The sequence below is a fragment of the Streptomyces sp. NPDC024698 genome, assembly GCF_055559015.1.
Window position 1 is genome coordinate 40,428 of the sequence record NZ_JBVHLK010000004.1, and the last position, 19,976, is coordinate 60,403.

Here is a 19,976-nt window from a genome sequence, read left to right on the forward strand (position 1 = left end):
AGCCCCCACCCGGACCCGGGTGGGGGCTCGCTCATGACCGGGAGCAGGTCAGGGGAGGTCGGGCGGGGCCGTCGGAGCACCCGGAAGCCGTACGGCCGCGATCGTGCCGCCGCCCTTCGCGGGGCTCAGCGTCACCTCGCCGCCGCACTGCTGGACCGTGCGGGCCACGATCGACAGGCCGAGGCCCGAGCCGGGGAGGGCGCGGGCGCTCGGGGAGCGCCAGAAGCGGTCGAAGACGTGCGGGAGTTCATCGCCTGGGATGCCGGGGCCGTGGTCGCGGACGGTGAGTTCGCCGTCCTTGAGCATGACGTCGATCGTGCCGCCCGCGGGGCTGAACTTCACGGCGTTGTCGAGGATGTTCACGATCGCCCGCTCCAGCGCGGAGGGCTCCGCGCGGACGAACCAGGGCTCAAGCCGGGCCGTGATCGTCAGCTCGGGGCCGCGCAGCCGGGCCCTGCGCAGGGCCGCGTCCACGGTGTCCTGGAGCGCCACGACCTCCACCCGGTCGGCCGGGTGCCCCGCGTCGGAACGCGACAGCGTCTGGAGGTCGCCGATCAGCGCCGCCAGTTCGGTCATCTGCGCCTTCACCGAGGCGAGCAGCGCCTTGCGGTCCGCCGGGGGGATCGGGCGGCCGATCTCCTCGCTGCGGGTGAGGAGTTCGATGTTCGTGCGCAGGGAGGTGAGCGGTGTCCGCAGCTCGTGTCCGGCGTCGGCGATGAGCTGCTGCTGGAGCTCGCGCGAGCTGGCGAGGGAGGCGGTCATCGAGTTGAAGGAACGGGAGAGGCGGGCGATCTCGTCGTCGCTGTCCTCGTCCACGGGGATGCGGATGGTGAGGTCCTCGGTGCGGGCGACGTGCTCCACGGCGTCCGTGAGCTTGTCCACCGGCCGGAGCCCGGCCCGCGCGACCCAGAGCCCGGCCGCCCCGGCGCCCACGACGCCGATGCCGCCGACGAGCAGCAGGACGAGGGCGAGGTCGTTGAGGGTCTTCTGGGTGTCCCGCAGCGAGATTCCGATGGTCAGTGCCACGTCCGGATAGAGCTGGGCGCCGGGGCCGAACCCCACCAGCAGGGGCGTGGTCCGCACCCGTACGGCGTTGCCGTCCGCATCGGTGGTGTCGTGGAACGTCTGCGTGTCCCGGTCGGGGTTCGCGGCGATGCTCTTGTCCTGTGCCGTGGTCTTCACGACACCCGCGGAGCTGCCGAACACGCATGCCGCGCCGTTCGGTTTGACCAGCTGTACGTAATAGTCCCTGGGGCGCATGAGGTCGGTCGATTCGTCCACGTGCTTGGGGCACGTCGCCAGCAGCGCCGTGACCTGAGGCCCGTTCAGCCTGAAGTCCGCACCACCTAGCTGGGAGTCGACCTGGTGGTACAGCTTGCCCTCGACGATGAACCAGCAGGTCGTCGAGACCGCCGCCACCGCGAACGCCACCGCTGCCGCCACCAGCAGGGCCAGGCGTGAGCGCAGGGGCAGGGTTCTGAATCTGCGCATCACTCCGCGCCACCGGACCGCAGCACATACCCCACACCCCGCACCGTGTGGACCAGCCGCGGTTCGCCGCCCGCCTCGGTCTTGCGGCGCAGATACATGACGTAGACGTCCAGGGAGTTCGACGACGGCTCGAAGTCGAAGCCCCAGACGGCCTTGAGGATCTGTTCGCGGGTGAGGACCTGGCGCGGGTGGGCCAGGAACATCTCCAGCAGGGTGAACTCGGTGCGGGTGAGCTCCACCGGGCGCCCCGCACGGGTGACCTCGCGCGTCGACAGGTCCATGCGCAGGTCGCCGAAGGTCAGCGCGTCGTCCTCGACCACCGCGCCCGAGATGGCCGCGTACGAGCTGCGCCGCAGCAACGCGCGGATGCGGGCGAAGAGTTCGTCGAGCTCGAAGGGCTTGACGAGATAGTCGTCCGCCCCGGCGTCCAGCCCGGTGACCCGGTCGCCGACCGTGTCCCGGGCCGTCAGCATGAGGATCGGCGTGGTGGTGCCCGCGCCGCGCATCCGGCGGGCCGCTGTGAGGCCGTCCATCCGGGGCATCTGGATGTCGAGGACGACCAGGTCGGGCTGGTAGGCCGTCGCCTTCTCCAGGGCGTCCGCGCCGTCGACCGCGACCTCGGTGTCGTACCCCTCGAAGGCGAGGCTGCGCTTGAGTGCGTCGCGCACGGCCGGCTCGTCGTCGACGATCAGGATGCGCTGGGTGTCACGGTCGCCTTCGGCGGAGCTCATGGGTGTCGGGTTCCTCGGGTGGGATGGGCGTGATCGGGTGCTTTCAGCCTCGCACGTTCCTGGCTGTCCCGGAGGGGATCAACCGCGTGCCGTACGGCGGCGGCCGGAGGTCCGGTGCTGCTTGGGCCGGGAGACGGCGGGGGCCAGTTCGGGGGCGCGCCGGACGGGCGGGTGCAGCTCGCGGGCGACGGCCAGGGCGAGGACGAGTCCGGCCGCGTCGGCGGCCGGCGTGGTGTGCGGTACGCGCTTGATCATCATGGCGACCTCCGGGTCAGCTGTCGGAACCGCCGGCCCGCAGCGTTGCCAGGTCGGACTTGACGGTGTTGATCGGGATGGCGAAGCCGAGGCCGACGCTGCCCGCGCTCGACGAGGAGGACGAGGAGTCCGAAGCGGCGGAGTACATCGCGGAGTTGATGCCGACGATGTTGCCGTTCATGTCGATGAGGGCGCCGCCGGAGTTGCCCGGGTTGAGCGAGGCGTCGGTCTGGAGGGCCTTGTACGTCGTCGTGGAGGAGCCGGTGTCGCCGTTGAACTGCCGGCCGCCGAACTCGAACGGCCACTGGCCGTTGCCGCCGCCTTGCTGCTGCTGGCCCTGGCTCTCGTCGGTGGAGACGGTGACGTCACGGTCGAGGGCGGAGACGATGCCGCTGGTGACGGTGCCGGTCAGGCCCTCGGGGGAGCCGATCGCGACGACCTGGTCGCCGACCTGGACGCCGTCGGAGTCGCCGAGCGTCGCCGGCTTCAGACCGGAGGGCGCGCTGTCCAGCTTGATCAGCGCGAGGTCCTTCTTGCTGTCGGTGCCCACGACTTTCGCGGTGTACGACTTGCCGTCGCTCAGCTGGACCTTGATCTCGGAGGCGCCCGAGACGACGTGGTTGTTGGTGACGATCTCCCCGCCGGTCGTGATGATCACGCCGGAGCCGGTGGACGAGCCCGCGTTCGAGGTCGCGCCGATCTCGACGATGCTCGGGCTGACCGCCTTGGCGACGCCCGCGACCGTGCCGCGCTGGCTGGTGGGCACCACGTTCGCGCTGGTGCTGCTGCTCGCGGCGACGGTGTCGTTGCCGGTGAGCTCCTGGAAGGCGTACGCCGTGCCGCCGCCGATCGTCGCGGCGACGATCGCCACGGCGGCGAGCAGCGCGAACGGGCCCTTGGCGCGCCGCCGGCCGGCCGGGGCGGACGCGGGCGGTCCTGCCTGGCCGGGGGCCACCGTCGCGAACGCCGCGGTGGAGCCGGCGTGGTCGGCGGGGTCGGGCCCGGGGTGGCCGGCGTACGGGCCGGCGGTGTGACCGCCGCCTCCGCCGCTGCCGCCGTGACCGGCTCCCGGCCACACGGTGGTGCCCGGCTCGACGTGGACCGGACCGGCAGGGTCGTACGCCGGCGGCGGAGGCCACTCGGGGTTCACGGGGGAGGAGGGCTGCGACTGCTGCTCCGGGTACGCGGACCCGGAGTGGTCGCCCTGGGGGTACTCGCCGTTGCGGCGGAAGCTCTCGGTCATGAAAAAAGACTGTCCCCCGATCATGAGAGCTCCCTGAGTGGCCCCTGAGAAGCCCGACAGAACCTCGTATGCCCGATATAAAGACGCTTTCTGTGCGCCGTCTCGGAGTGCTCTGCGGAGATCTTGAGAGCGGCCTGTGTGCCCTCCCCGTGGATCCGCCGGAGGTGCGGCCGCGCTGTCGCTGCGTACCCGGGCGGGCACGGCGGGTGATTCCGCCCCGCTCCGGCCAACGGCGGGTTGCGCTCGGGTGATGTCCCGGAACGCCGGGGACGAAGTCTCGTCCGACCCCTGTGAAGGCCGTGTCCGGAGCGATCGGTGAGGCCTACGCTTCCCGGGCCGGAGGGGGGCTCCGCGGTTACGTCCGAGGTCGACGCGCGTTCGCCGTCGACGGTCGGACCGGTGCGTCGTACGCCCTTCTCGGGCCCGTGACGAGAACGAACACGCACCCACACCAGGAGTCCTGAGTGATACCTGCCCTGCGCGACCGCTGGAGACGCCACGCCACGGCGTTGCCGACGGCCGCTCTCGCACTGGCGCTGACCTGCGCCGGTGCCCTCGCGGCACAGCCCGCCTCCGCGGCCGGTGACCCGGCCGGACTGCCCGACGCGAGCGTCGCCCGGTCCACCGCGGCGCCCGCGCCGACCGCCTCCGACAAGGAGCTGCGCCACCGCGTCGTCGAGGCCGCCAAGAGCCAGGCGACCCCCGGCACGGCACCCAAGAAGGCGCCGTTCATCATCGGCGGCAGCGAGACGGCCATCTCCTCGGCGCCGTGGATGGTCCAGCTCTCCTACTACGACAGCGCGGCGGGGACCGGCTACTTCTGCGGCGGCACCCTCGTCGCCCCGAACAAGGTCCTGACGGCGGCCCACTGCGTCGCGGGTCTCGACTGGGTCGACAACGGCGCGGTCGTCGCCGGTGCCACCGGTCTGCTGGACAGCGCCAACGGCACCGTCGCGGGCGTCCACCGCCAGTGGAACCACCCGCACTTCAACAACTCGACCCTCCAGAACGACGTCGCGGTCCTCACCCTGGACCGTCCGCTGGAACAGCAGTGGGCGAAGCTGGTGTCCTCGGGCGACAGCGCCTCGTACAAGGCGGGCAACTCCGCGACCGTCTACGGCTGGGGTCTGACCTCGGGTGCGGCGGACGCCGACCTGTCGGCGAACCTGCGCAAGGTCACCCTGCCGCTGGTCTCGGACGCGACCTGCAACAGCGCGATGAACACGGTCCTCGGCGAGGACGACTTCGTCGAGGGCTCGATGTTCTGCGCGGGAACGCCCGCGACCGGCGTCGACGAGGGCACCAAGAGCCCGTGCAACGGTGACTCGGGCGGCCCGGTGATGTTCGGCGGCAAGATCATCGGCATCGTCTCCTGGGGTGTCTCCGGCTGCACCGCCAAGGGCGCCTACCCGGTCTTCACCAAGGTGTCCTCGTACACGTGGGCGGCCCAGCCCCGTATCGACGACACGGACCTGACGTTCGACGGCCGTGCCGACCTGCTGGAGCGCACGCCCTCCGGCGGTCTGTTCGAGCAGGACAGCAAGGGCACCTCGCTGGCCGCCCGCGCCTATCAGGGCAACGGCTGGCAGAACGCGAGCTGGGTCCTCCAGGCCGATCTGGACCGGGACTTCTACCAGGACCTGATCATGCGGGACAAGGGTGACGGCAAGCTCTACCGCAGCTACATGAACCACAGCTCGGGCGAGTTCGAGTGGATGCAGATCAGCTCGGTGTGGGGCAGCTACACGTCGTACGCCGTCCCCGGTGACCTGACCGGTGACGCCCGCCCCGACCTGGTCGCGGTGGACACGGACGGTTCGGTCTACCTCTACCCGGGCAAGGGCACCGGCCAGTTCTACGGACGTGTCAAGATCGTCGACAAGGCGTGGAAGAACGTCAAGATCTTCGGTCACGGCGACCTGTCGGGCGACGGCCGCGCCGATCTGCTGGTCCGCAACAGCTCCGGCGTGCTGTACCTCTACCGCGGCACGCAGGTCGAGAAGACCCCGTTCTCCGCGCGGATCCAGGCCCGTACGGGCTGGAACTTCACCTCGTCCGTGGCCAACGGCGATGTGACCGGTGACGGCATCGCCGACGTCGTGGCCCGCGACTCGGGCGGCACGCTCTGGCTCTACCCCGGCACCGGCAAGGCCTCCAGCAGCCTCTTCGGCACCCGCAAGAGCCTCGGTACCGGCTTCAACCAGTACAACCTGCTGTTCTAGGCCCCGCCAGGCCCGGTACGGCACACGGAGATCCCCGCGTCCCCTCAGGGGCGCGGGGATCTGCGCTGTCGGCCGGGTGGTGAGAGGCGGGAGGTGCCGCGGGGGCTACTCGCAGCCGCAGGACTGGCGCAGGACCAGGCGGGAGGGGAACAGCTTCAGCCGCTCGCGGCGGGAGCCGGGCACCCGCAGGCCGTCGTCCAGGACGAGGTCCACGGCCGCGCGGGCCATCGCCGAGCGGTCCGATGCGATCGTTGTCAGAGGAGGGTCGGTCAGGCCCGCTTCCTTGACGTCGTCGAACCCGGCGACCGCCAGCTGCCCGGGCACGTCGATGCGCAGCTCGCGCGCGGCGCGCAGGACACCGATCGCCTGGTCGTCGGTGGAGCAGAAGATGGCCGGGGGCCGGTGCGGTCCGGCGAGCAGTTCGAGGCCGACCCTGTAGGCGTCGTAGCGGTTGTACGGGGCCTCGAAGAGGCGTCCCTCGGTCGGCTTGCCGGCCTCCTGCATCGCGCGGCGCCAGCCCTCGACGTGGTCGGAGACGGGGTCGCCGACGGCGGGCGTCTCGGCCGTGCCGCCGAGACAGGCCACGTACTCGTACCCGTGCTCCAGCAGGTGCCGGGTGGCGAGCTGGGCGCCCCCTATGTCGTCGGTCACGACGGCGACGTCGTCGATCGCCTCGGGACGTTCGTGCAGCAGCACCACACGGGCGTCCCAGGCGTCGATCTCGGCGGCCGCGTGGTCGTTCAGCGCGTGACTGACGAGGATCAGTCCGGAGACCCGCATGCCGAGGAAGGCCCGCAGATAGTGGACCTCGCGCTCGGCGATGTAGTCGGAGTTGCCGACCAGGACCATCTTCCCGCGCTCGGCGGCGGCCTGTTCGACGGCGTGCGCCATCTCCCCGAAGAAGGGCTGGCGCGCGTCCGGCACGATCAGGCCTATGAGCTCCGTCCGCCGCGAGGCCATGGCCTGGGCGACCCGGTCGGGCCGGTACCCCAGCTCCTTGATCGCGGCGAGTACACGCTCGCGCGTGGCCGGGGCGACCGGCCGGGGTCCGTTGTTGATGACATAACTGACGACGGCGGTGGAAGTACCCGCCAGCCGCGCCACATCATCCCTAGTCACCTTGGCCACGCGCGGAGTCTACGCGGATGGACCTACCTCTGGGCAGGGCGTACGGCAGCTTCCTGGGGCTGCGCGGCGGCCTGCGTGGGAGCGGTCCCGTCCGGGTGCGCCGTCTCGTCCGCATCATCCGGCTTTGGCTGGGCCGCCTTGGCCTTCGCGGTGTCCGCGGCGCGCTCCACCTTCTCCGGGGTAACGAATCGGTATCCGACGTTCCGGACGGTTCCGATCAGCGACTCGTGCTCGGGACCGAGCTTCGCGCGCAGACGCCGTACGTGGACGTCGACCGTCCGGGTGCCGCCGAAGTAGTCGTAGCCCCAGACCTCCTGGAGCAGCTGGGCGCGGGTGAAGACGCGGCCCGGGTGCTGCGCGAGGTACTTCAGGAGCTCGAACTCCTTGAAGGTGAGGTCGAGGACCCGGCCCTTGAGCTTGGCGCTGTAGGTCGCCTCGTCGACGGAGAGGTCGCCGTTGCGGATCTCCATCGGGGAGTCGTCGTTGACGATCTGCTGGCGGCCCATCGCGAGCCTGAGGCGCGCCTCGACCTCGGCGGGTCCCGCCGTGTCGAGCAGGACGTCGTCGATGCCCCAGTCGGCGGTGACGGCCGCGAGACCGCCCTCGGTCACGACGAGGACGAGCGGACAGCCGGGTCCCGTGGAGCGCAGCAGCTGGCACAGGCTGCGCACCTGCGGGAGGTCACGCCGTCCGTCGATCAGGATGACGTCGGCACCTGGGGTGTCGACGAGGGCTGGGCCTTCCGCCGGAGCCACGCGCACGTTGTGCAGCAGCAGGCCGAGAGCGGGAAGCACCTCCGTCGACGGCTGAAGGGCGTTGGTCAGGAGCAGAAGAGAACTCATCGTGACTCACCCGCTCGGGTCGTCCTGCCTTCGTGCACGGTTCGCTCGCCCATAACGTCGGTTCCTCCTCGGTCCCTGCGAGGACGTTTGCGGCACTGCTCTTGTCCATGCGGTTCCCGTGCGCCGAGGGATCCGCAGCGCCCTCCCAAGGGCTGTACACCTGCGGTTTCCCGCTTCGTATACAACGCTTCCGAAAGCACAAAAGGACCCGGGGGCTACTCTGCCCGAGTCCTCATGCCCAGCAGAATAGCCCACATGAGCCCTGGTCCGGCAGGTCAAGTGACGCGATCTTCCAAGAGTCCACGCCTTGAGACGGCGCCGCGCGCCCCTCTGCGGACGTTTCTGCGTACCGCCGACGGGGTGACGATCGACGCGGCTCACGACCCCGGAACGCAGTCGGACGGTGACCTTGCGTTCATCGTCGCACACGGATTCACGGGCGATCTGGACCGTCCGCACGTCCGCCGCGCGGCCGGTGTCCTGGCCCGCCGTGGAGCGGTGGTCACCTTCTCCTTCCGCGGCCACGGCCGGTCCGGCGGCCGTTCCACGGTCGGTGACCGCGAGGTCCTCGATCTGGCCGCGGCGGTCGCCTGGGCGCGTGAACTCGGGCACACCCGGATCGTGACGGTCGGGTTCTCGATGGGCGGCTCGGTGGTGCTGCGGCACGCGGCGCTGTACGGGCAGAAGGCGTCGCAGACCCTCCTGGGCGGGCCCGTGTCCGGCCGGGAGCACGAGGACGAGGGGCGCGCGCGGGCCCGTACGGACGCGGTGGTCTCGGTGAGCGCGCCGGCCCGCTGGTACTACCGGGGTACGGCCCCCATGCGGCGGCTGCACTGGCTGGTGACCCGTCCGGAGGGCCGGATCGTGGGCCGGGTCGGGCTGCGGACCCGTATCGACCACCGTGACTGGGACCCGGTGCCGGCCTCCCCTGTCGAGTGCGTCCCGCGCATCGCGCCGATTCCGCTCCTCGTCGTCCACGGCGACCGTGACGGCTATTTCCCCCTCGACCACCCGCGCACGCTGGCCGAGGCCTCCGGCGGCCACGCCGGGCTGTGGCTGGAGCACGGCATGGGCCACGCCGAGAACGCCGCCACCGACGACCTCCTCACCCGCATCGGGGACTGGGGCGCCACCCACGCGGGTGACAGGGCCTAGCCTGGCGGGGTTCACGCAAACAGATGCGCGGACACCACACACCAGCACACACGAATCTCCGATCGAGGAACGAGATGGCAAAGGGCACGGTGCGTTACTGGGCCGCCGCCAAGGCAGCGGCAGGCGTCGGCGACGAGCCGTACGACGCCGGCACGCTCGCCGAGGCACTCGACACGGCCCGTGAACGACACCCCGGCGAATTCGTCCGCGTCCTGCGGCGATGCTCGTTCCTGATCGACGGTGATCCCGTGGGGACCCGCGGGCATGAGACGGTACGGCTGGCCGAGGGCGGCACGGTCGAGGTGCTCCCGCCGTTCGCAGGAGGGTGAGCGAGACGATGAGCAACCAGCCGTACGAGGGTCGCCGCGAGGGATACGACCCGTATCAGCAGCCGCAGCACCAGGAGCCCCCGCAGGGAGCCGACTGGCCGCCGCAGCAGCACACCCAGCAGTGGGAGGGGCGGACCTGGGAGACACAGGCGCACGCGCCGGTCCAGGAGGCCGACCCCTCGAACCTGCCTCCGCAGGGCTACCAGACCTACGGCGAGCCCCAGGGATTCGGCGGTGCCGTCGGAGCGCCCCTGCCGCCCGAGGCCCCGGCCTGGAACCCCGGCAGCGCCCCGGCACCCGGAGCCGGGGGCCCGTCGCATGACGGCGGGACCCTGCCCGAGAGCGCGGACGGGACCGGCGTCGCCTACGGACCCGCGACGGTCACAGGACAGAACCGGGTCACCGACGCCCAGCGCGCCCGCGCCGAGGGACGCTCGCCCGTCATCGAGCCGGGGATCCAGCCGGCCGCGCTGACGGCGCTGCTCGCGCTGCTGCTCTCCGGGACGGCGGCGATCGGCCAGTACGCCCTCGTCGTCCCGCTCGTCCTGCTCCAGGCCGTCACCGCGGCGGGCTGGTTCCGGCTGAACGGGATGTGGCCCGCCCGGCAGGGCATCGCGCTGGCGTTCCTGGGCGCGGTGACCGCCGACGTGGCGCTCCTGGCCGCCGGACGCGAGAACGCGCCCGCCGCGATCCTCGGCACCCTCGGGGTGTGGGTCCTGCTGACCCTCGTGCTGCAACTGCGCAGCCACGCCGACCCGGACACCCGGATGTACGGCCTGATGGCGACCGTCGTCTCCGCGGCGCTGGCGATCATCGCGACCGGGCATCTGGCGGCCGAGCCGGACGCCGTCACGGTGGGCACGGCCGCGGTCGCCGCGGCGATCCTGGCCCGCGCGCTGCCGCTGCCCACAGCGGCATCCGTGGGCGTCGCGCTGCTGGCCGCCGCGGGCGCGGGTATCGCGGTCGGCGGAATGACGGACCTGGGCACGCAGGGCGCCTTCCTCGGCCTCGGCGCGGGCGTCTGCGCGCTGATCGGGCACCGGGTGGCGAGCTACGACTACCCGTCCCGCTTCGTCCACTTCACCGCGGGCGTGGCGCTGCCGCTGGCCGCCGCCGCTCCGGCGGTCTACCTGCTGGGACGGGCGCTGGGCTGACCGGCCGGCCGGACTCCCGGTTCCGCCTGACCCGGTCGCCGTGCCGCGCCGAATCGTCACAGGTGATCGACAAGCACCCCGAAGGGCCCCCGATCCGGGGGCCCTTCGGGGTTAGGCTCGCATGCGGTGGCCACCAGGCCGTCCAGACGGGGCCGTCCCAGGTGGGGGAACAACGAGCATGCGCGCACTGCGAATATCCCTGATTCTGTTAGTCGTTCTCGGCGGACTGTTCGTGCTCGCCGACCGGGTGGCGGTCGGGTTCGCGGAGGACGAGGCGGCCGACCGCATCAAGAGCACCGAGGGCCTCGCGTCCACCCCCGACGTGTCGATCGGGGGCTTTCCGTTCCTCACCCAGGTCGTCGCCGGGGAATTCGACGACGTGAAGATCGGCATCAAGGACTACGAGGCACCGACCGGCGGCACCGGCTCCTCGGCCCGCACCATCCGCATCGACGACCTCGACGCCGAGATGCACGGCGTCGCCTTCAGCAGCGGCTACGGCTCCGCCACCGCCGGCAGCGCCACCGGCACCGCGTCGATCTCGTACGCCGAGCTGCTCAAGGCCGCCAGGTCCGAGCCCTCGGAGGTGGCGCCGGGGGTCAGGGCCCAGGTCATCGGCCTCTCCGACGGCGGCAACGGCAAGATCAAGGTCACCGTCTCCGGGACCGTCCTCGGTGCGAAGCTGCCCGAGCCCGTCTCGGTGCTCAGTTCCGTGACCGTCTCCGGCGACACCGTGAAGGTGCACGCGGATTCCCTGCCCAAGCTGGGCGTCCAGCTCGCCGAGGGCCGGATCCGCTCGATCACCGACTTCCAGCAGAAGATCCAGCAGCTCCCTGGCGGTATCAAGCTCGACAAGGTCGAGGCGGCGCCGGACGGTGTGGAGATCTCGGTGAAGGGTTCGGACGTCCGGCTGGTCGGGTAGTCGGTAGCCGGGCGTCCGGGCATCCAGGCGTCCGGGCCTCGGGCGTCCGGGCACTCGGCCATCCGGGCGTTCGGGCGGCCGCGTCATGGGGCGGAAGGCCCGACCGGACCGTCGAGTGCGACGGTCCGGCGGGTGAAGAGTGTCTTGCGGAAGGGTGGCTGTCCGAAAGGCGAGACGGCTCCGTCCGTACCGCAGATGCCGTCACCGGGCCCGTTCCCGGCGCGGCCCCCGGAATCCGTACGGGCCGGGCCTTCACACCCCTCTCGTCCCACAGTGCGGACGATCGCGTCTCAGCATCCGACACGCCGGTGACATGCCCGCCTGTCCGTCCCTACGATCGGACCCATGAAGCGACAGGCGGATCTCACGAAGCGGCGGGCAGTAGACCTGTGCCGCGTCGCCGCCATGCTCTGTCGCACCTTCTGAGCGGAAGCTTTCCGCCTTCCGCGAGCCGGGCCCCTGGACCTCTCTTGTCCGGGCCACGATTGCGCCGCGCGAGCCTCTCACCGGCACGCATCGCACCGCGCACCCTCTCCACAACGCACCACCCCGCCGCAACTGCCCCGGAGGAGAACGAGCATGAGCCGCAGCGACGTCCTGGTAGACGCCGAGTGGGTCCAGGATCACCTGGACGACCCGAACGTGGCGGTCGTCGAGGTCGACGAGGACACGTCGGCGTACGAGAAGAACCACATCAAGAACGCCATCCGGATCGACTGGACCAAGGACCTCCAGGACCCGGTCCGCCGTGACTTCATCGACCAGGAGGGCTTCGAGAAGCTCCTCTCGTCGAAGGGCATCGCCAACGACACGCTGGTCGTCCTCTACGGCGGCAACAACAACTGGTTCGCGTCCTACGCCTACTGGTACTTCAAGCTCTACGGCCACGAGAACGTGAAGCTGCTCGACGGCGGCCGCAAGAAGTGGGAGCTCGACTCCCGCGACCTGGTCGACGGCTCGCAGGTTCCCGAGCGCGCCGCCACCGCGTACAAGGCCAAGGCCCAGGACAGCTCCATCCGCGCCTTCCGTGACGACGTCGTCGCCGCGATCGGCTCGCAGAACCTGGTCGACGTCCGGTCGCCCGACGAGTTCAGCGGCAAGCTGCTCGCCCCGGCGCACCTGCCGCAGGAGCAGTCGCAGCGTCCGGGCCACGTCCCGAGCGCCCGCAACATCCCGTGGTCGAAGAACGCCAACGACGACGGCACCTTCAAGTCGGACGACGAGCTCAAGGAGCTCTACGCCGCCGAGCAGGTCGACCTCGCCAAGGACACGATCGCCTACTGCCGCATCGGTGAGCGTTCCGCGCTCACCTGGTTCGTCCTGCACGAGCTCCTCGGTGTGCAGAACGTCAAGAACTACGACGGCTCCTGGACCGAGTACGGCTCCCTGGTCGGCGTGCCGATCGAGCTCGGCGCCAACAAGTAATCCCCAAGGCCTGAAGGACGGAATCGAAATATGTGTGGAGCGAAGGCCGGCGGCCCCGACGCCTCGACGATCAAGCCCGGTGAGACCACGATCCAGGGTCAGGTGACCCGCGACGGCGAGCCGGTGACGGGCTACGTCCGTCTGCTGGACTCGACCGGCGAGTTCACGGCGGAGGTCCCCACCTCCGCGACGGGTCAGTTCCGCTTCTACGCGGCCGAGGGCACCTGGACCGTCCGCGCGCTGGTCCCCGGTGGCACCGCGGACCGCACGGTCGTCGCCCGGACCGGCGGCCTCGCCGAGGTCGCGATCGCCGTCTGAACGGCGGACCGCCGTCGCTGACGGCGGTCGACGATACGGCCGAAGGGCCGCACCCCCGGGGGTTGGACGCTTACCGGATCGGGGTGCGGCCCTTCGGCTTGCCCGCTTCCCGGGCCCGCCGGCACTGCGCCGGACGGGTTGTCCGGGCCTACGCTGGTGGTATGTACGCGCGCAGGCGTCATCTGTATTTCGCCATGATGGGGACGTGCATCGTGCTGTTCGTCCTCGCGTGGTCGGTCGTGCGGCTGTGGTCGGTTCCCGCGGCCGTCGCCATGTGCGTGGTGGCCATGCTGATCCCGCCGGTCGCCGCGATGGTGGCCAACCGGCGGGGGCCCGATGACCGATGGTGGGACGACCCGTCCGGAGACCCGAAGTCCGACGAATGGTGGGACGAGCTGGACGGCAAGAAGCGGCGGCAGCCGTGAACCGAAGGCAGCGGTAGGAGCGGAAAAGGCGTCTATGTCGCGTACGAGGTTGTCCACCGTGGTGCTCGACGCGCCCGACGCCCATGAACTCGCCGACTTCTACCGGAGGCTGCTCGGGTACGAGGTGCGGGCCGAGGAGCCCGACTGGGTGCTCATCGGGCCCCCGTTCGGCGGGGTCGCGCTCGCCTTCGAGACCGAGCCGCTCTACACACCGCCGGTGTGGCCCGCGGGGCCCGGCGATCAGCGGATGATGCTCCACCTGGACATCGAGGTCGACGACCTGGCCGAGGAGACCGTCTACGCGGTGGAGCAAGGCGCCCGGCTCGCCGCGGAGCAGCCCCAGGAGGACGTACGGGTGCTGTTCGACCCGGCGGGCCACCCGTTCTGCCTCTGGGTGGACACGCGCAGCCGGCGCCGACGGAATCAGTGACGGCCCGCGGACCGGGGACAGCCGGATCAGGAGCGGCCTGTGAACCGAGGACGGCCTGTGAACCGAGGACGGCCCGCGGACCGGGGGCAGCCCACGGACCGGGGGCAGCCCGTGAACCGGGGACGGCCCGTGAACCGGGGGCGGCCGCGGTCGGCGGACCGGCGCGTTCCCCCGGTCAGTAGACCAGCGCCTGCGTCCCGTCCGTCATCGCCTCCTGCACGAACACCTGCGCACCCGCGATCCGTACGCCCTCCAGGACGTCCTTCTCCGTGATGTCGCGCCGGGCCGCGCACTGGGTGCACAGGGTGACGCGCCCCGCCGCCAGGATCGAGTCGATCAGATCGGGCAGCGGCGCCGCGTGCGGCAGCTCGAACTCGGCGGCGCGGCCCGGCAGCGCGAACCAGGAGGACTCCCCGGTCAGCCAGAGGGAGACCTCCACACCACTGGCCACGGCCACCGCGGCGACGGTGAACGCCTGTGAGCAGCGTTCCGGGGCGTCGGCCCCCGCCGTCACCTTGATCACGAGCTTGTTCGCCATGGCCGCCATCGTAATCCGAATCGTGATCAACGTCCGGACAACCCCGTGTGTGGGCCACGGGTCTCCTGTGCGCGGATACGGAGTCCGTGCTTCACCTTCTGTGGGGGGACGTCTTGGTAGGACCCGAAGGTTCCGAAACACCGGAAAGAGGGGACGCGTCCGACGACACGGCGCTCGCCGGTCCCGGTACGACGGCGGACGCGCCGTCAGAACGCGTGCCCCGTCGGCGCGGTGGCGAACCACGACTCACCGGCCTACGCGCTGCGGGGCGCCGCCCTGACCGAGCGGGACGGGGAGTCTCCCGAGAAGGTGTCGGTCGACGAGGTCGTCCGGTACGCGGACACGGCAAGGGTGCCGCGCCGGAGATCCCCTTCCAGCAGACCGTGGTTCTCCAGAGCCAGCTGCTCGGCTGAGATGACGGGTCCGGCAAGGCCCACCTGGAAGAGAGGGCCGGGCCCCAGCCGCGTAAGCTGGGGCCCGGCCTTTGTGTACCTCCCCCGTCCCGGCCGTGCCCGGGCGGGGACCCGTTCCGCTCACCGAGGAGCACCCCGTGGAGATCTTCTTCGAAACCCTGCTGGTCCTGGTCTGCGTCGGCGTGCTCGCCTTCGCGGGGCTGACCGTGAAGAAGCTGTACCAGGGCCAGCGCTGACCCCCACCAAGGAACTGTTCAGCTCATGATCGAGATCCCGTCGGACCTCCACAAGGACCTGGTCCCCCTTGTCTTCCTGCTCGGCGACTGGGCCGGAGTCGGTGTCCACGACTTCCCCGGCTCCGAGAAGTGCAACTTCGGGCAGGAGGTCAGTTTCACGCACGACGGGCGGGACTTCCTGGAGTACCGCTCGCACAGCTGGGTGCTCGACGAGAACGGCGAGAAGGTCCGGCCGCTGGAGACGGAGACCGGCTTCTGGCGCGTCGACGCCGACCGCAAGGTCGAGGTCGTGATGACCCGCGACGACGGCGTCGTCGAGATCTGGTACGGCGAGCTGGCCGACAAGAAGCCGCAGATCGACCTGGTCACCGACGCCGTCGCCCGCACCGCCGCCTCCGGCCCCTACAGCGGTGGCAAGCGCCTGTACGGCTATGTGAACAGCGACCTCATGTGGGTCGGCGAGAAGCAGACCCCCGAGGTCGAGCTGCGCCCCTACATGTCAGGGCACCTGAAGAAGGTCGTCACCCCGGAGGACGTCGAGCGCTGGGCCAAGGACCTGCCCGACGACATGCCGGACGACGGAATCGCCTTCTTCAAGTAGGACCCCGCCGCGCGGTCCCGGGCCGCCCTGCCGTTCCCCCAGGGCGGCGTCCCCGGGAATGGTCCTAGACTTCCAGTGTGGTGAGCACCGACTGGAAGAGCGACCTCAGGCAGCGCGGCTACCGGCTGACGCCTCAGCGCCAGCTTGTCCTCGAAGCAGTGGACACCCTGGAACACGCGACCCCCGACGACATCCTCGGCGAAGTGAGGAAGACGGCGTCGGGGGTCAACATCTCCACGGTCTACCGGACCCTGGAGCTCCTGGAGGAGCTCGGGCTGGTCAGCCACGCCCATCTGGGGCACGGCGCGCCGACGTACCACCTGGCCGACCGGCACCATCACATCCATCTCGTCTGCCGCGACTGCTCGAACGTCATCGAGGCCGACGTCTCCGTCGCCGCCGAGTTCACCGCGAAGCTCCAGGAATCCTTCGGCTTCGAGACGGAGATGAAGCACTTCGCCATCTTCGGCCGCTGCAAGGACTGCCAGGCCCTTCAGAAGTGACCGAAATAAATTCCGCGACCGCGCGGTCGTAGTGTGTATGTCCATGAAGAGCCCCCTCCTGTCCCTGCCGGGCGCCGTTCCCGCCGAAGGCGTGGACGAAGGCGTAGCCGCCCACTACGGCGACCTGTTCCGTGAGCAGCGCGCCCTCGCCGACGGCCTCGGCTTCGTGGACCTCGCGCACCGCGGTGTCGTCACCGTCACCGGCGACGACCGGCTGGCCTGGCTGCACCTGCTGCTCACCCAGCACGTCACCGACCTCCCGGCCGGCCAGGCCACCGAGGCGCTGATCCTCTCCGCGAACGGCCACATCGAGCACGCCCTGTATCTCGTCGACGACGGCACGACGGTGTGGATCCACACGGAACCGGACACCCAGGACTCGCTGGTTGCCTACCTGGAGTCGATGAAGTTCTTCTACCGCGTCGAAGTCGCCGACCGCACCGCCGACTTCGCCGTCGTCGAGCTCCCGGCCGGTTCGATCGCCGAGGTCCCCGAGGGAGTCGTCGTCCGCGAGACCCCGTACGGCCGTGATCTCTTCCTGCCGCGCGCGGACCTGGAGTCCTTCGCGGAGAAGGCCGGACCGCCGGCCGGACTCCTCGCCCACGAGGCCCTGCGCGTCGAGCAGCACCGGCCCCGCGTCGGCTTCGAGACCGACCACCGCACCATCCCGCACGAACTGGGCTGGATCGGCACCGCCGTGCACCTCCAGAAGGGCTGCTACCGCGGCCAGGAGACCGTCGCCCGCGTCCAGAACCTGGGCAAGCCCCCGCGTCGGCTGGTCTTCCTCCACCTGGACGGCAGCGAGGTGGTCCTGCCCCCGCACGGCACCGAGCTGCGCGTCGCGGACGGGACCCCCGACGGCCGTACGATCGGCTTCATCACCACCTCCGTACGCCACCACGAACTCGGCCCGATCGCCCTGGCCCTCGTGAAGCGCAACGTGCCGGTGGACGCCCCGCTGATGGCGGACTCCACGGCGGCGGCGCAGGAGGTCGTGGTCGAGCCGTAGGGCTCACCTCGGCCGGGCCCCGCGGCTCACATCTCCAGGAGGACGGTGAACGGGCCGTCGTTCGTCAGCGAGACCCGCATCCGGGCGCCGAACCGGCCCGTGGCCACGGTGGCGCCCAGTGCGCGGAGCTGGGCGACGACCTCGTCGACCAGGGGCTCGGCCACATCGCCGGGAGCGGCCGCGTTCCAGGTGGGACGGCGGCCCTTGCGGGCGTCCCCGTACAGCGTGAACTGGCTGATGACGAGCAGCGGCGCGTCGACGTCGGAGCAGGACCGTTCGTCGGCCAGCATCCGGACCGACCAGAGTTTGCGGGCGAGTTGGGCCGCCTTCTCCTTGGTGTCCCCATGGGTGACCCCGACCAGGACACACAGGCCCTCGCCGCTGATCTCGCCGACCGTCTCACCGTCCACGACGACGCTCGCGCCGTCCACTCTCTGCACCACCGCACGCATGCGGACCATGATGCCGTGTCATGGCTGCGTCGCGCGGGTGCGGGCCCTTCGCGTGATTTTCCGGGGTAACCAACCCGCCATCTGGGGCCGATCGGGTCACTCGGTCACATAGCGGCCATCTGGGGTGGCACCATGCGGGGTGTTGCGGTCCGGCCGTTGGGCGGACCGTGCCGGTCGAGGGGACGGTAGAGGTACATGAGCACATCGAGGACCGGGCAGCAGATCGCGGCCGTGTCACTGACCCGCACGGACGCACGGGCGGAAGCGATCACGGCCCGGCCGCCGGTGCAGCGCACGGACAGCGCCCCGCTGGCGGCCGATCCGGCCCTGACCGGCATCACCGTGCTCCGGCTGCCCGAACTGCGGACGCTGCGCCGGGACGCCCAGCGGGACGAGGCCGACCTCAGCTATGTCCGGCGGCTGCTCCAGGGACGCATCGACATCCTCCGCGCGGAGCTCGCGCGCCGCGGGGAGCGCCGGCTGTCCGGCCCGGCCGCCGGACACCTCTCGCCCGCGGAGCGGGGGAAGCCCTCCGTCGTCGAGCGGCTCTCGGAGATCCTGACGGACGCGCCGGCCCGGTACCGCTCCTCGGCCCGCCATGTGACCGTGGGCACCCCGCACGGCGAGGAGTACCGCGCGCTGGCCGCGGACATGCTCGCCGAGGTGGAGCTGTCGGACCTGAACGCCCGGACGGACGACGAGCTGGGCGCGGGTCTCGGCCGCCTCGTCCGCTACGAACAGCAGGTCTCCCGGCGGCGCCAGCGGCTCCAGCGCACGGCCGACGATTGCAGCGCCGAGATCGCCCGCAGGTACCGTGAAGGGGAAGCACAAGTAGACGACCTGCTCATGTGACGTGGCGGCCCCGGCGATCCCGGGGCCGAGGGGCGCGCCGGGTTCCAAGAGGCGTGATTCCGCTCCGCGCAGGCGGGGCGCCGTCCGGGCCACGACCCGGCCGCCGCCTTCCGAGCGGGTCCCCGTTCCGGAAGGCCACCGCCGATGTCCGCAGCTCCCCGCACGTCCGAAGGCCCGTCCATATCCGCCGGCACACCGGGTGCACCGGGTGAGACCCGCAGCCCCGGCACTCGCGGTGTCCCCGGCACACCTGGCGCCGCTCCCGCTCCCGCCCCCACTCCCGCGTCCGTCGCGCTCCCGGTCCTCGCCGAGGTCGTGCGCTCCGGCTTCGTCGAGGGGCACCACCGCGGCAGTCTGGTGGTGCTGGCCGCCGACGGCGGCGTCGAGCTGGCGCTCGGCGACGTGACGGCACCGGTCTTCCCCCGCTCCTCGAACAAGCCCATGCAGGCGGTGGGCATCCTGCGCGCGGGCCTGGACCTCGCGGGGGAGCGCCTCGCCCTCGCGGCCGCGAGCCACTCCGGCGAGATCTTCCACCGTGATCTGGTCCAGAAGATGCTCGTCGAGCACGGGCTGGACGCCGGACAGCTCCAGTGCCCGCCGGACCTGCCGCTCGACCCCGTCGAGGCCGAGACCTACCTCGCCTCCGGTGCCGTCCGGGACCGTGTCACCATGAACTGTTCCGGCAAGCACACGGCGATGCTGGCGGTGTGCGCGCAGCGCGGCTGGCCCACGGAGTCCTACCTCGACCCCGGGCACCCCCTCCAGCAGCTGATCCACTCCGTGGTCGAGGAGGCCGCCGGGGAGCCCGTCGCGGCGGTCGGCACGGACGGCTGCGGGGCGCCCCTGATGGCCATCACCCTCACGGGTCTCGCCCGTGCCTTCCGCTCCTTCGTCCTGGCGGCCCCGGGTTCCGCCGAACGCCGGGTGGCGGACGCCATGCGCGCCCACCCCGAGTACGTCGCCGGCACCCGTCGCCCCGACACCTGGCTGATGCGCGAGGTCCCGGGTGTCCTGTCCAAGATGGGCGCCGAGGCCGTCCAGGCGGTCGCCCTGCCCGACGGCCGCGCCCTCGCCTTCAAGATCGACGACGGTGGCGGCCGTGCGCTGGGTCCCGTCCTGGCCCGTGCCCTGTCCCTGCTGGGCGTGGACGCGCCGGTGGTGACACGCATCGGCAGCGCACCGCTGCTGGGCGGCGCCCGAGAGGTGGGCGAGATCCGGGCGGCCTTCTGATTCCGGGGACACAGCGGCCGAGCCCCGACCAGGGACCTGGGGTCCGCCTCAGCCGATGGCAGGGGCCTTGGG

The 19,976-nt window shown here is 71.2% G+C and carries 23 protein-coding genes; 15 read left to right on the plus strand and 8 right to left on the minus strand.

What is annotated here, in order from left to right; all coding sequences use genetic code 11:
- Positions 1–48: 48 nt before the first annotated feature.
- The 4 genes from ACZ4AA_RS11105 to ACZ4AA_RS11120 form a co-directional block, all read right to left on the minus strand.
- The gene (locus ACZ4AA_RS11105; RefSeq protein WP_467599072.1) at positions 49–1,491 is read right to left on the minus strand and encodes a HAMP domain-containing sensor histidine kinase; all 1,443 of its coding nucleotides are present in this window, start codon (positions 1,489–1,491) and stop codon (positions 49–51) included.
- Entirely contained in the window at positions 1,491–2,222 is a 732-nt protein-coding gene (locus ACZ4AA_RS11110; RefSeq protein ID WP_467599075.1) for a response regulator transcription factor, read from the minus strand. The genes ACZ4AA_RS11105 and ACZ4AA_RS11110 overlap by 1 nt, the downstream gene beginning before the upstream one ends.
- A 78-nt stretch (positions 2,223–2,300) precedes the next feature.
- Positions 2,301–2,480 carry a hypothetical protein gene (locus ACZ4AA_RS11115; protein ID WP_467599078.1) on the minus strand — a complete coding sequence of 60 codons (180 nt, stop codon included), beginning with the start codon at positions 2,478–2,480 and terminating at the stop codon, positions 2,301–2,303.
- A 13-nt stretch (positions 2,481–2,493) separates the two neighbouring features.
- On the minus strand, positions 2,494–3,720 hold the full coding sequence (locus ACZ4AA_RS11120; protein ID WP_467599081.1) for a S1C family serine protease: 1,227 nt from the start codon (positions 3,718–3,720) through the stop codon (positions 2,494–2,496).
- A 464-nt stretch (positions 3,721–4,184) separates the two neighbouring features.
- On the opposite strand from ACZ4AA_RS11120, the gene ACZ4AA_RS11125 reads away from it, so the two are divergent.
- On the plus strand, positions 4,185–5,942 hold the full coding sequence (locus tag ACZ4AA_RS11125; RefSeq protein WP_467599084.1) for a trypsin-like serine protease: 1,758 nt from the start codon (positions 4,185–4,187) through the stop codon (positions 5,940–5,942).
- A gap of 105 nt (positions 5,943–6,047) precedes the next feature.
- Here the strand turns inward: ACZ4AA_RS11125 and ACZ4AA_RS11130 are convergent, their stop codons facing one another.
- Complete coding sequence (locus ACZ4AA_RS11130) at positions 6,048–7,070, minus strand: LacI family DNA-binding transcriptional regulator (protein ID WP_467599087.1); 1,023 nt, start codon at positions 7,068–7,070, stop codon at positions 6,048–6,050.
- Between the two features lie 23 nt (positions 7,071–7,093).
- Complete coding sequence (locus ACZ4AA_RS11135; RefSeq protein ID WP_355759868.1) at positions 7,094–7,912, minus strand: response regulator transcription factor; 819 nt, start codon at positions 7,910–7,912, stop codon at positions 7,094–7,096.
- 255 nt (positions 7,913–8,167) lie between these two features.
- On the opposite strand from ACZ4AA_RS11135, the gene ACZ4AA_RS11140 reads away from it, so the two are divergent.
- The 9 genes from ACZ4AA_RS11140 (at position 8,168) to ACZ4AA_RS11180 (ending at position 14,070) form a co-directional block, all read left to right on the plus strand.
- The gene (locus ACZ4AA_RS11140; RefSeq protein ID WP_467599091.1) at positions 8,168–9,067 is read left to right on the plus strand and encodes an alpha/beta hydrolase; all 900 of its coding nucleotides are present in this window, start codon (positions 8,168–8,170) and stop codon (positions 9,065–9,067) included.
- A 74-nt stretch (positions 9,068–9,141) separates the two neighbouring features.
- Positions 9,142–9,396, plus strand: coding sequence for a MoaD/ThiS family protein (locus ACZ4AA_RS11145; protein ID WP_467599094.1), 255 nt, complete (start codon positions 9,142–9,144; stop codon positions 9,394–9,396).
- Positions 9,397–9,404: 8 nt separating this feature from the next.
- A complete protein-coding gene (locus ACZ4AA_RS11150; protein ID WP_467599096.1) occupies positions 9,405–10,550 on the plus strand; it encodes a hypothetical protein in 1,146 nt (381 codons plus the stop codon).
- 178 nt (positions 10,551–10,728) lie between these two features.
- Positions 10,729–11,472 (plus strand): LmeA family phospholipid-binding protein, encoded by a 744-nt coding sequence (locus tag ACZ4AA_RS11155; RefSeq protein ID WP_467599099.1) that lies wholly within the window; start codon positions 10,729–10,731, stop codon positions 11,470–11,472.
- A 345-nt stretch (positions 11,473–11,817) separates the two neighbouring features.
- Positions 11,818–11,898: a putative leader peptide gene (locus ACZ4AA_RS11160; RefSeq protein ID WP_350310325.1), complete on the plus strand. Its 81-nt coding sequence runs from the start codon at positions 11,818–11,820 to the stop codon at positions 11,896–11,898.
- A gap of 153 nt (positions 11,899–12,051) precedes the next feature.
- A complete protein-coding gene (locus ACZ4AA_RS11165; RefSeq protein ID WP_467599101.1) occupies positions 12,052–12,897 on the plus strand; it encodes a sulfurtransferase in 846 nt (281 codons plus the stop codon).
- Between the two features lie 30 nt (positions 12,898–12,927).
- Positions 12,928–13,215, plus strand: a complete 288-nt coding sequence (locus ACZ4AA_RS11170) for a DUF1416 domain-containing protein (RefSeq protein WP_018527919.1) — start codon at positions 12,928–12,930, stop codon at positions 13,213–13,215.
- Positions 13,216–13,376: 161 nt separating this feature from the next.
- Positions 13,377–13,640, plus strand: coding sequence for a DUF3099 domain-containing protein (locus ACZ4AA_RS11175; RefSeq protein WP_467599104.1), 264 nt, complete (start codon positions 13,377–13,379; stop codon positions 13,638–13,640).
- A gap of 34 nt (positions 13,641–13,674) precedes the next feature.
- Positions 13,675–14,070 carry a VOC family protein gene (locus tag ACZ4AA_RS11180; protein WP_467599107.1) on the plus strand — a complete coding sequence of 132 codons (396 nt, stop codon included), beginning with the start codon at positions 13,675–13,677 and terminating at the stop codon, positions 14,068–14,070.
- A gap of 175 nt (positions 14,071–14,245) precedes the next feature.
- On the opposite strand, the gene ACZ4AA_RS11185 is transcribed toward ACZ4AA_RS11180, so the two are convergent.
- A complete protein-coding gene (locus ACZ4AA_RS11185) occupies positions 14,246–14,608 on the minus strand; it encodes a DsrE family protein (protein WP_467599109.1) in 363 nt (120 codons plus the stop codon).
- A 674-nt stretch (positions 14,609–15,282) separates the two neighbouring features.
- Here ACZ4AA_RS11185 and ACZ4AA_RS11190 point away from each other — a divergent pair.
- The 3 genes from ACZ4AA_RS11190 to ygfZ all read left to right on the plus strand — a co-directional run bounded on the left by ACZ4AA_RS11190 (position 15,283) and on the right by ygfZ (position 17,370).
- The gene (locus ACZ4AA_RS11190) at positions 15,283–15,858 is read left to right on the plus strand and encodes a heme-binding beta-barrel domain-containing protein (protein ID WP_467599112.1); all 576 of its coding nucleotides are present in this window, start codon (positions 15,283–15,285) and stop codon (positions 15,856–15,858) included.
- 77 nt (positions 15,859–15,935) lie between these two features.
- Positions 15,936–16,361, plus strand: coding sequence for a Fur family transcriptional regulator (locus tag ACZ4AA_RS11195; protein ID WP_385399604.1), 426 nt, complete (start codon positions 15,936–15,938; stop codon positions 16,359–16,361).
- A gap of 43 nt (positions 16,362–16,404) precedes the next feature.
- Positions 16,405–17,370, plus strand: a complete 966-nt coding sequence (gene ygfZ, locus ACZ4AA_RS11200; RefSeq protein WP_467599115.1) for a CAF17-like 4Fe-4S cluster assembly/insertion protein YgfZ — start codon at positions 16,405–16,407, stop codon at positions 17,368–17,370.
- 26 nt (positions 17,371–17,396) lie between these two features.
- Here the strand turns inward: ygfZ and dtd are convergent, their stop codons facing one another.
- The gene (gene dtd, locus ACZ4AA_RS11205; protein ID WP_467599118.1) at positions 17,397–17,822 is read right to left on the minus strand and encodes a D-aminoacyl-tRNA deacylase; all 426 of its coding nucleotides are present in this window, start codon (positions 17,820–17,822) and stop codon (positions 17,397–17,399) included.
- Between the two features lie 195 nt (positions 17,823–18,017).
- Here dtd and ACZ4AA_RS11210 point away from each other — a divergent pair, with 195 nt between their 5' ends.
- Together ACZ4AA_RS11210 and ACZ4AA_RS11215 are read left to right on the plus strand one after the other, a co-directional pair.
- Positions 18,018–18,674: an RsiG family protein gene (locus tag ACZ4AA_RS11210; protein ID WP_467599121.1), complete on the plus strand. Its 657-nt coding sequence runs from the start codon at positions 18,018–18,020 to the stop codon at positions 18,672–18,674.
- Between the two features lie 144 nt (positions 18,675–18,818).
- Positions 18,819–19,904, plus strand: a complete 1,086-nt coding sequence (locus ACZ4AA_RS11215; protein ID WP_467599124.1) for an asparaginase — start codon at positions 18,819–18,821, stop codon at positions 19,902–19,904.
- The last annotated feature ends 72 nt before the right edge of the window (positions 19,905–19,976 follow it).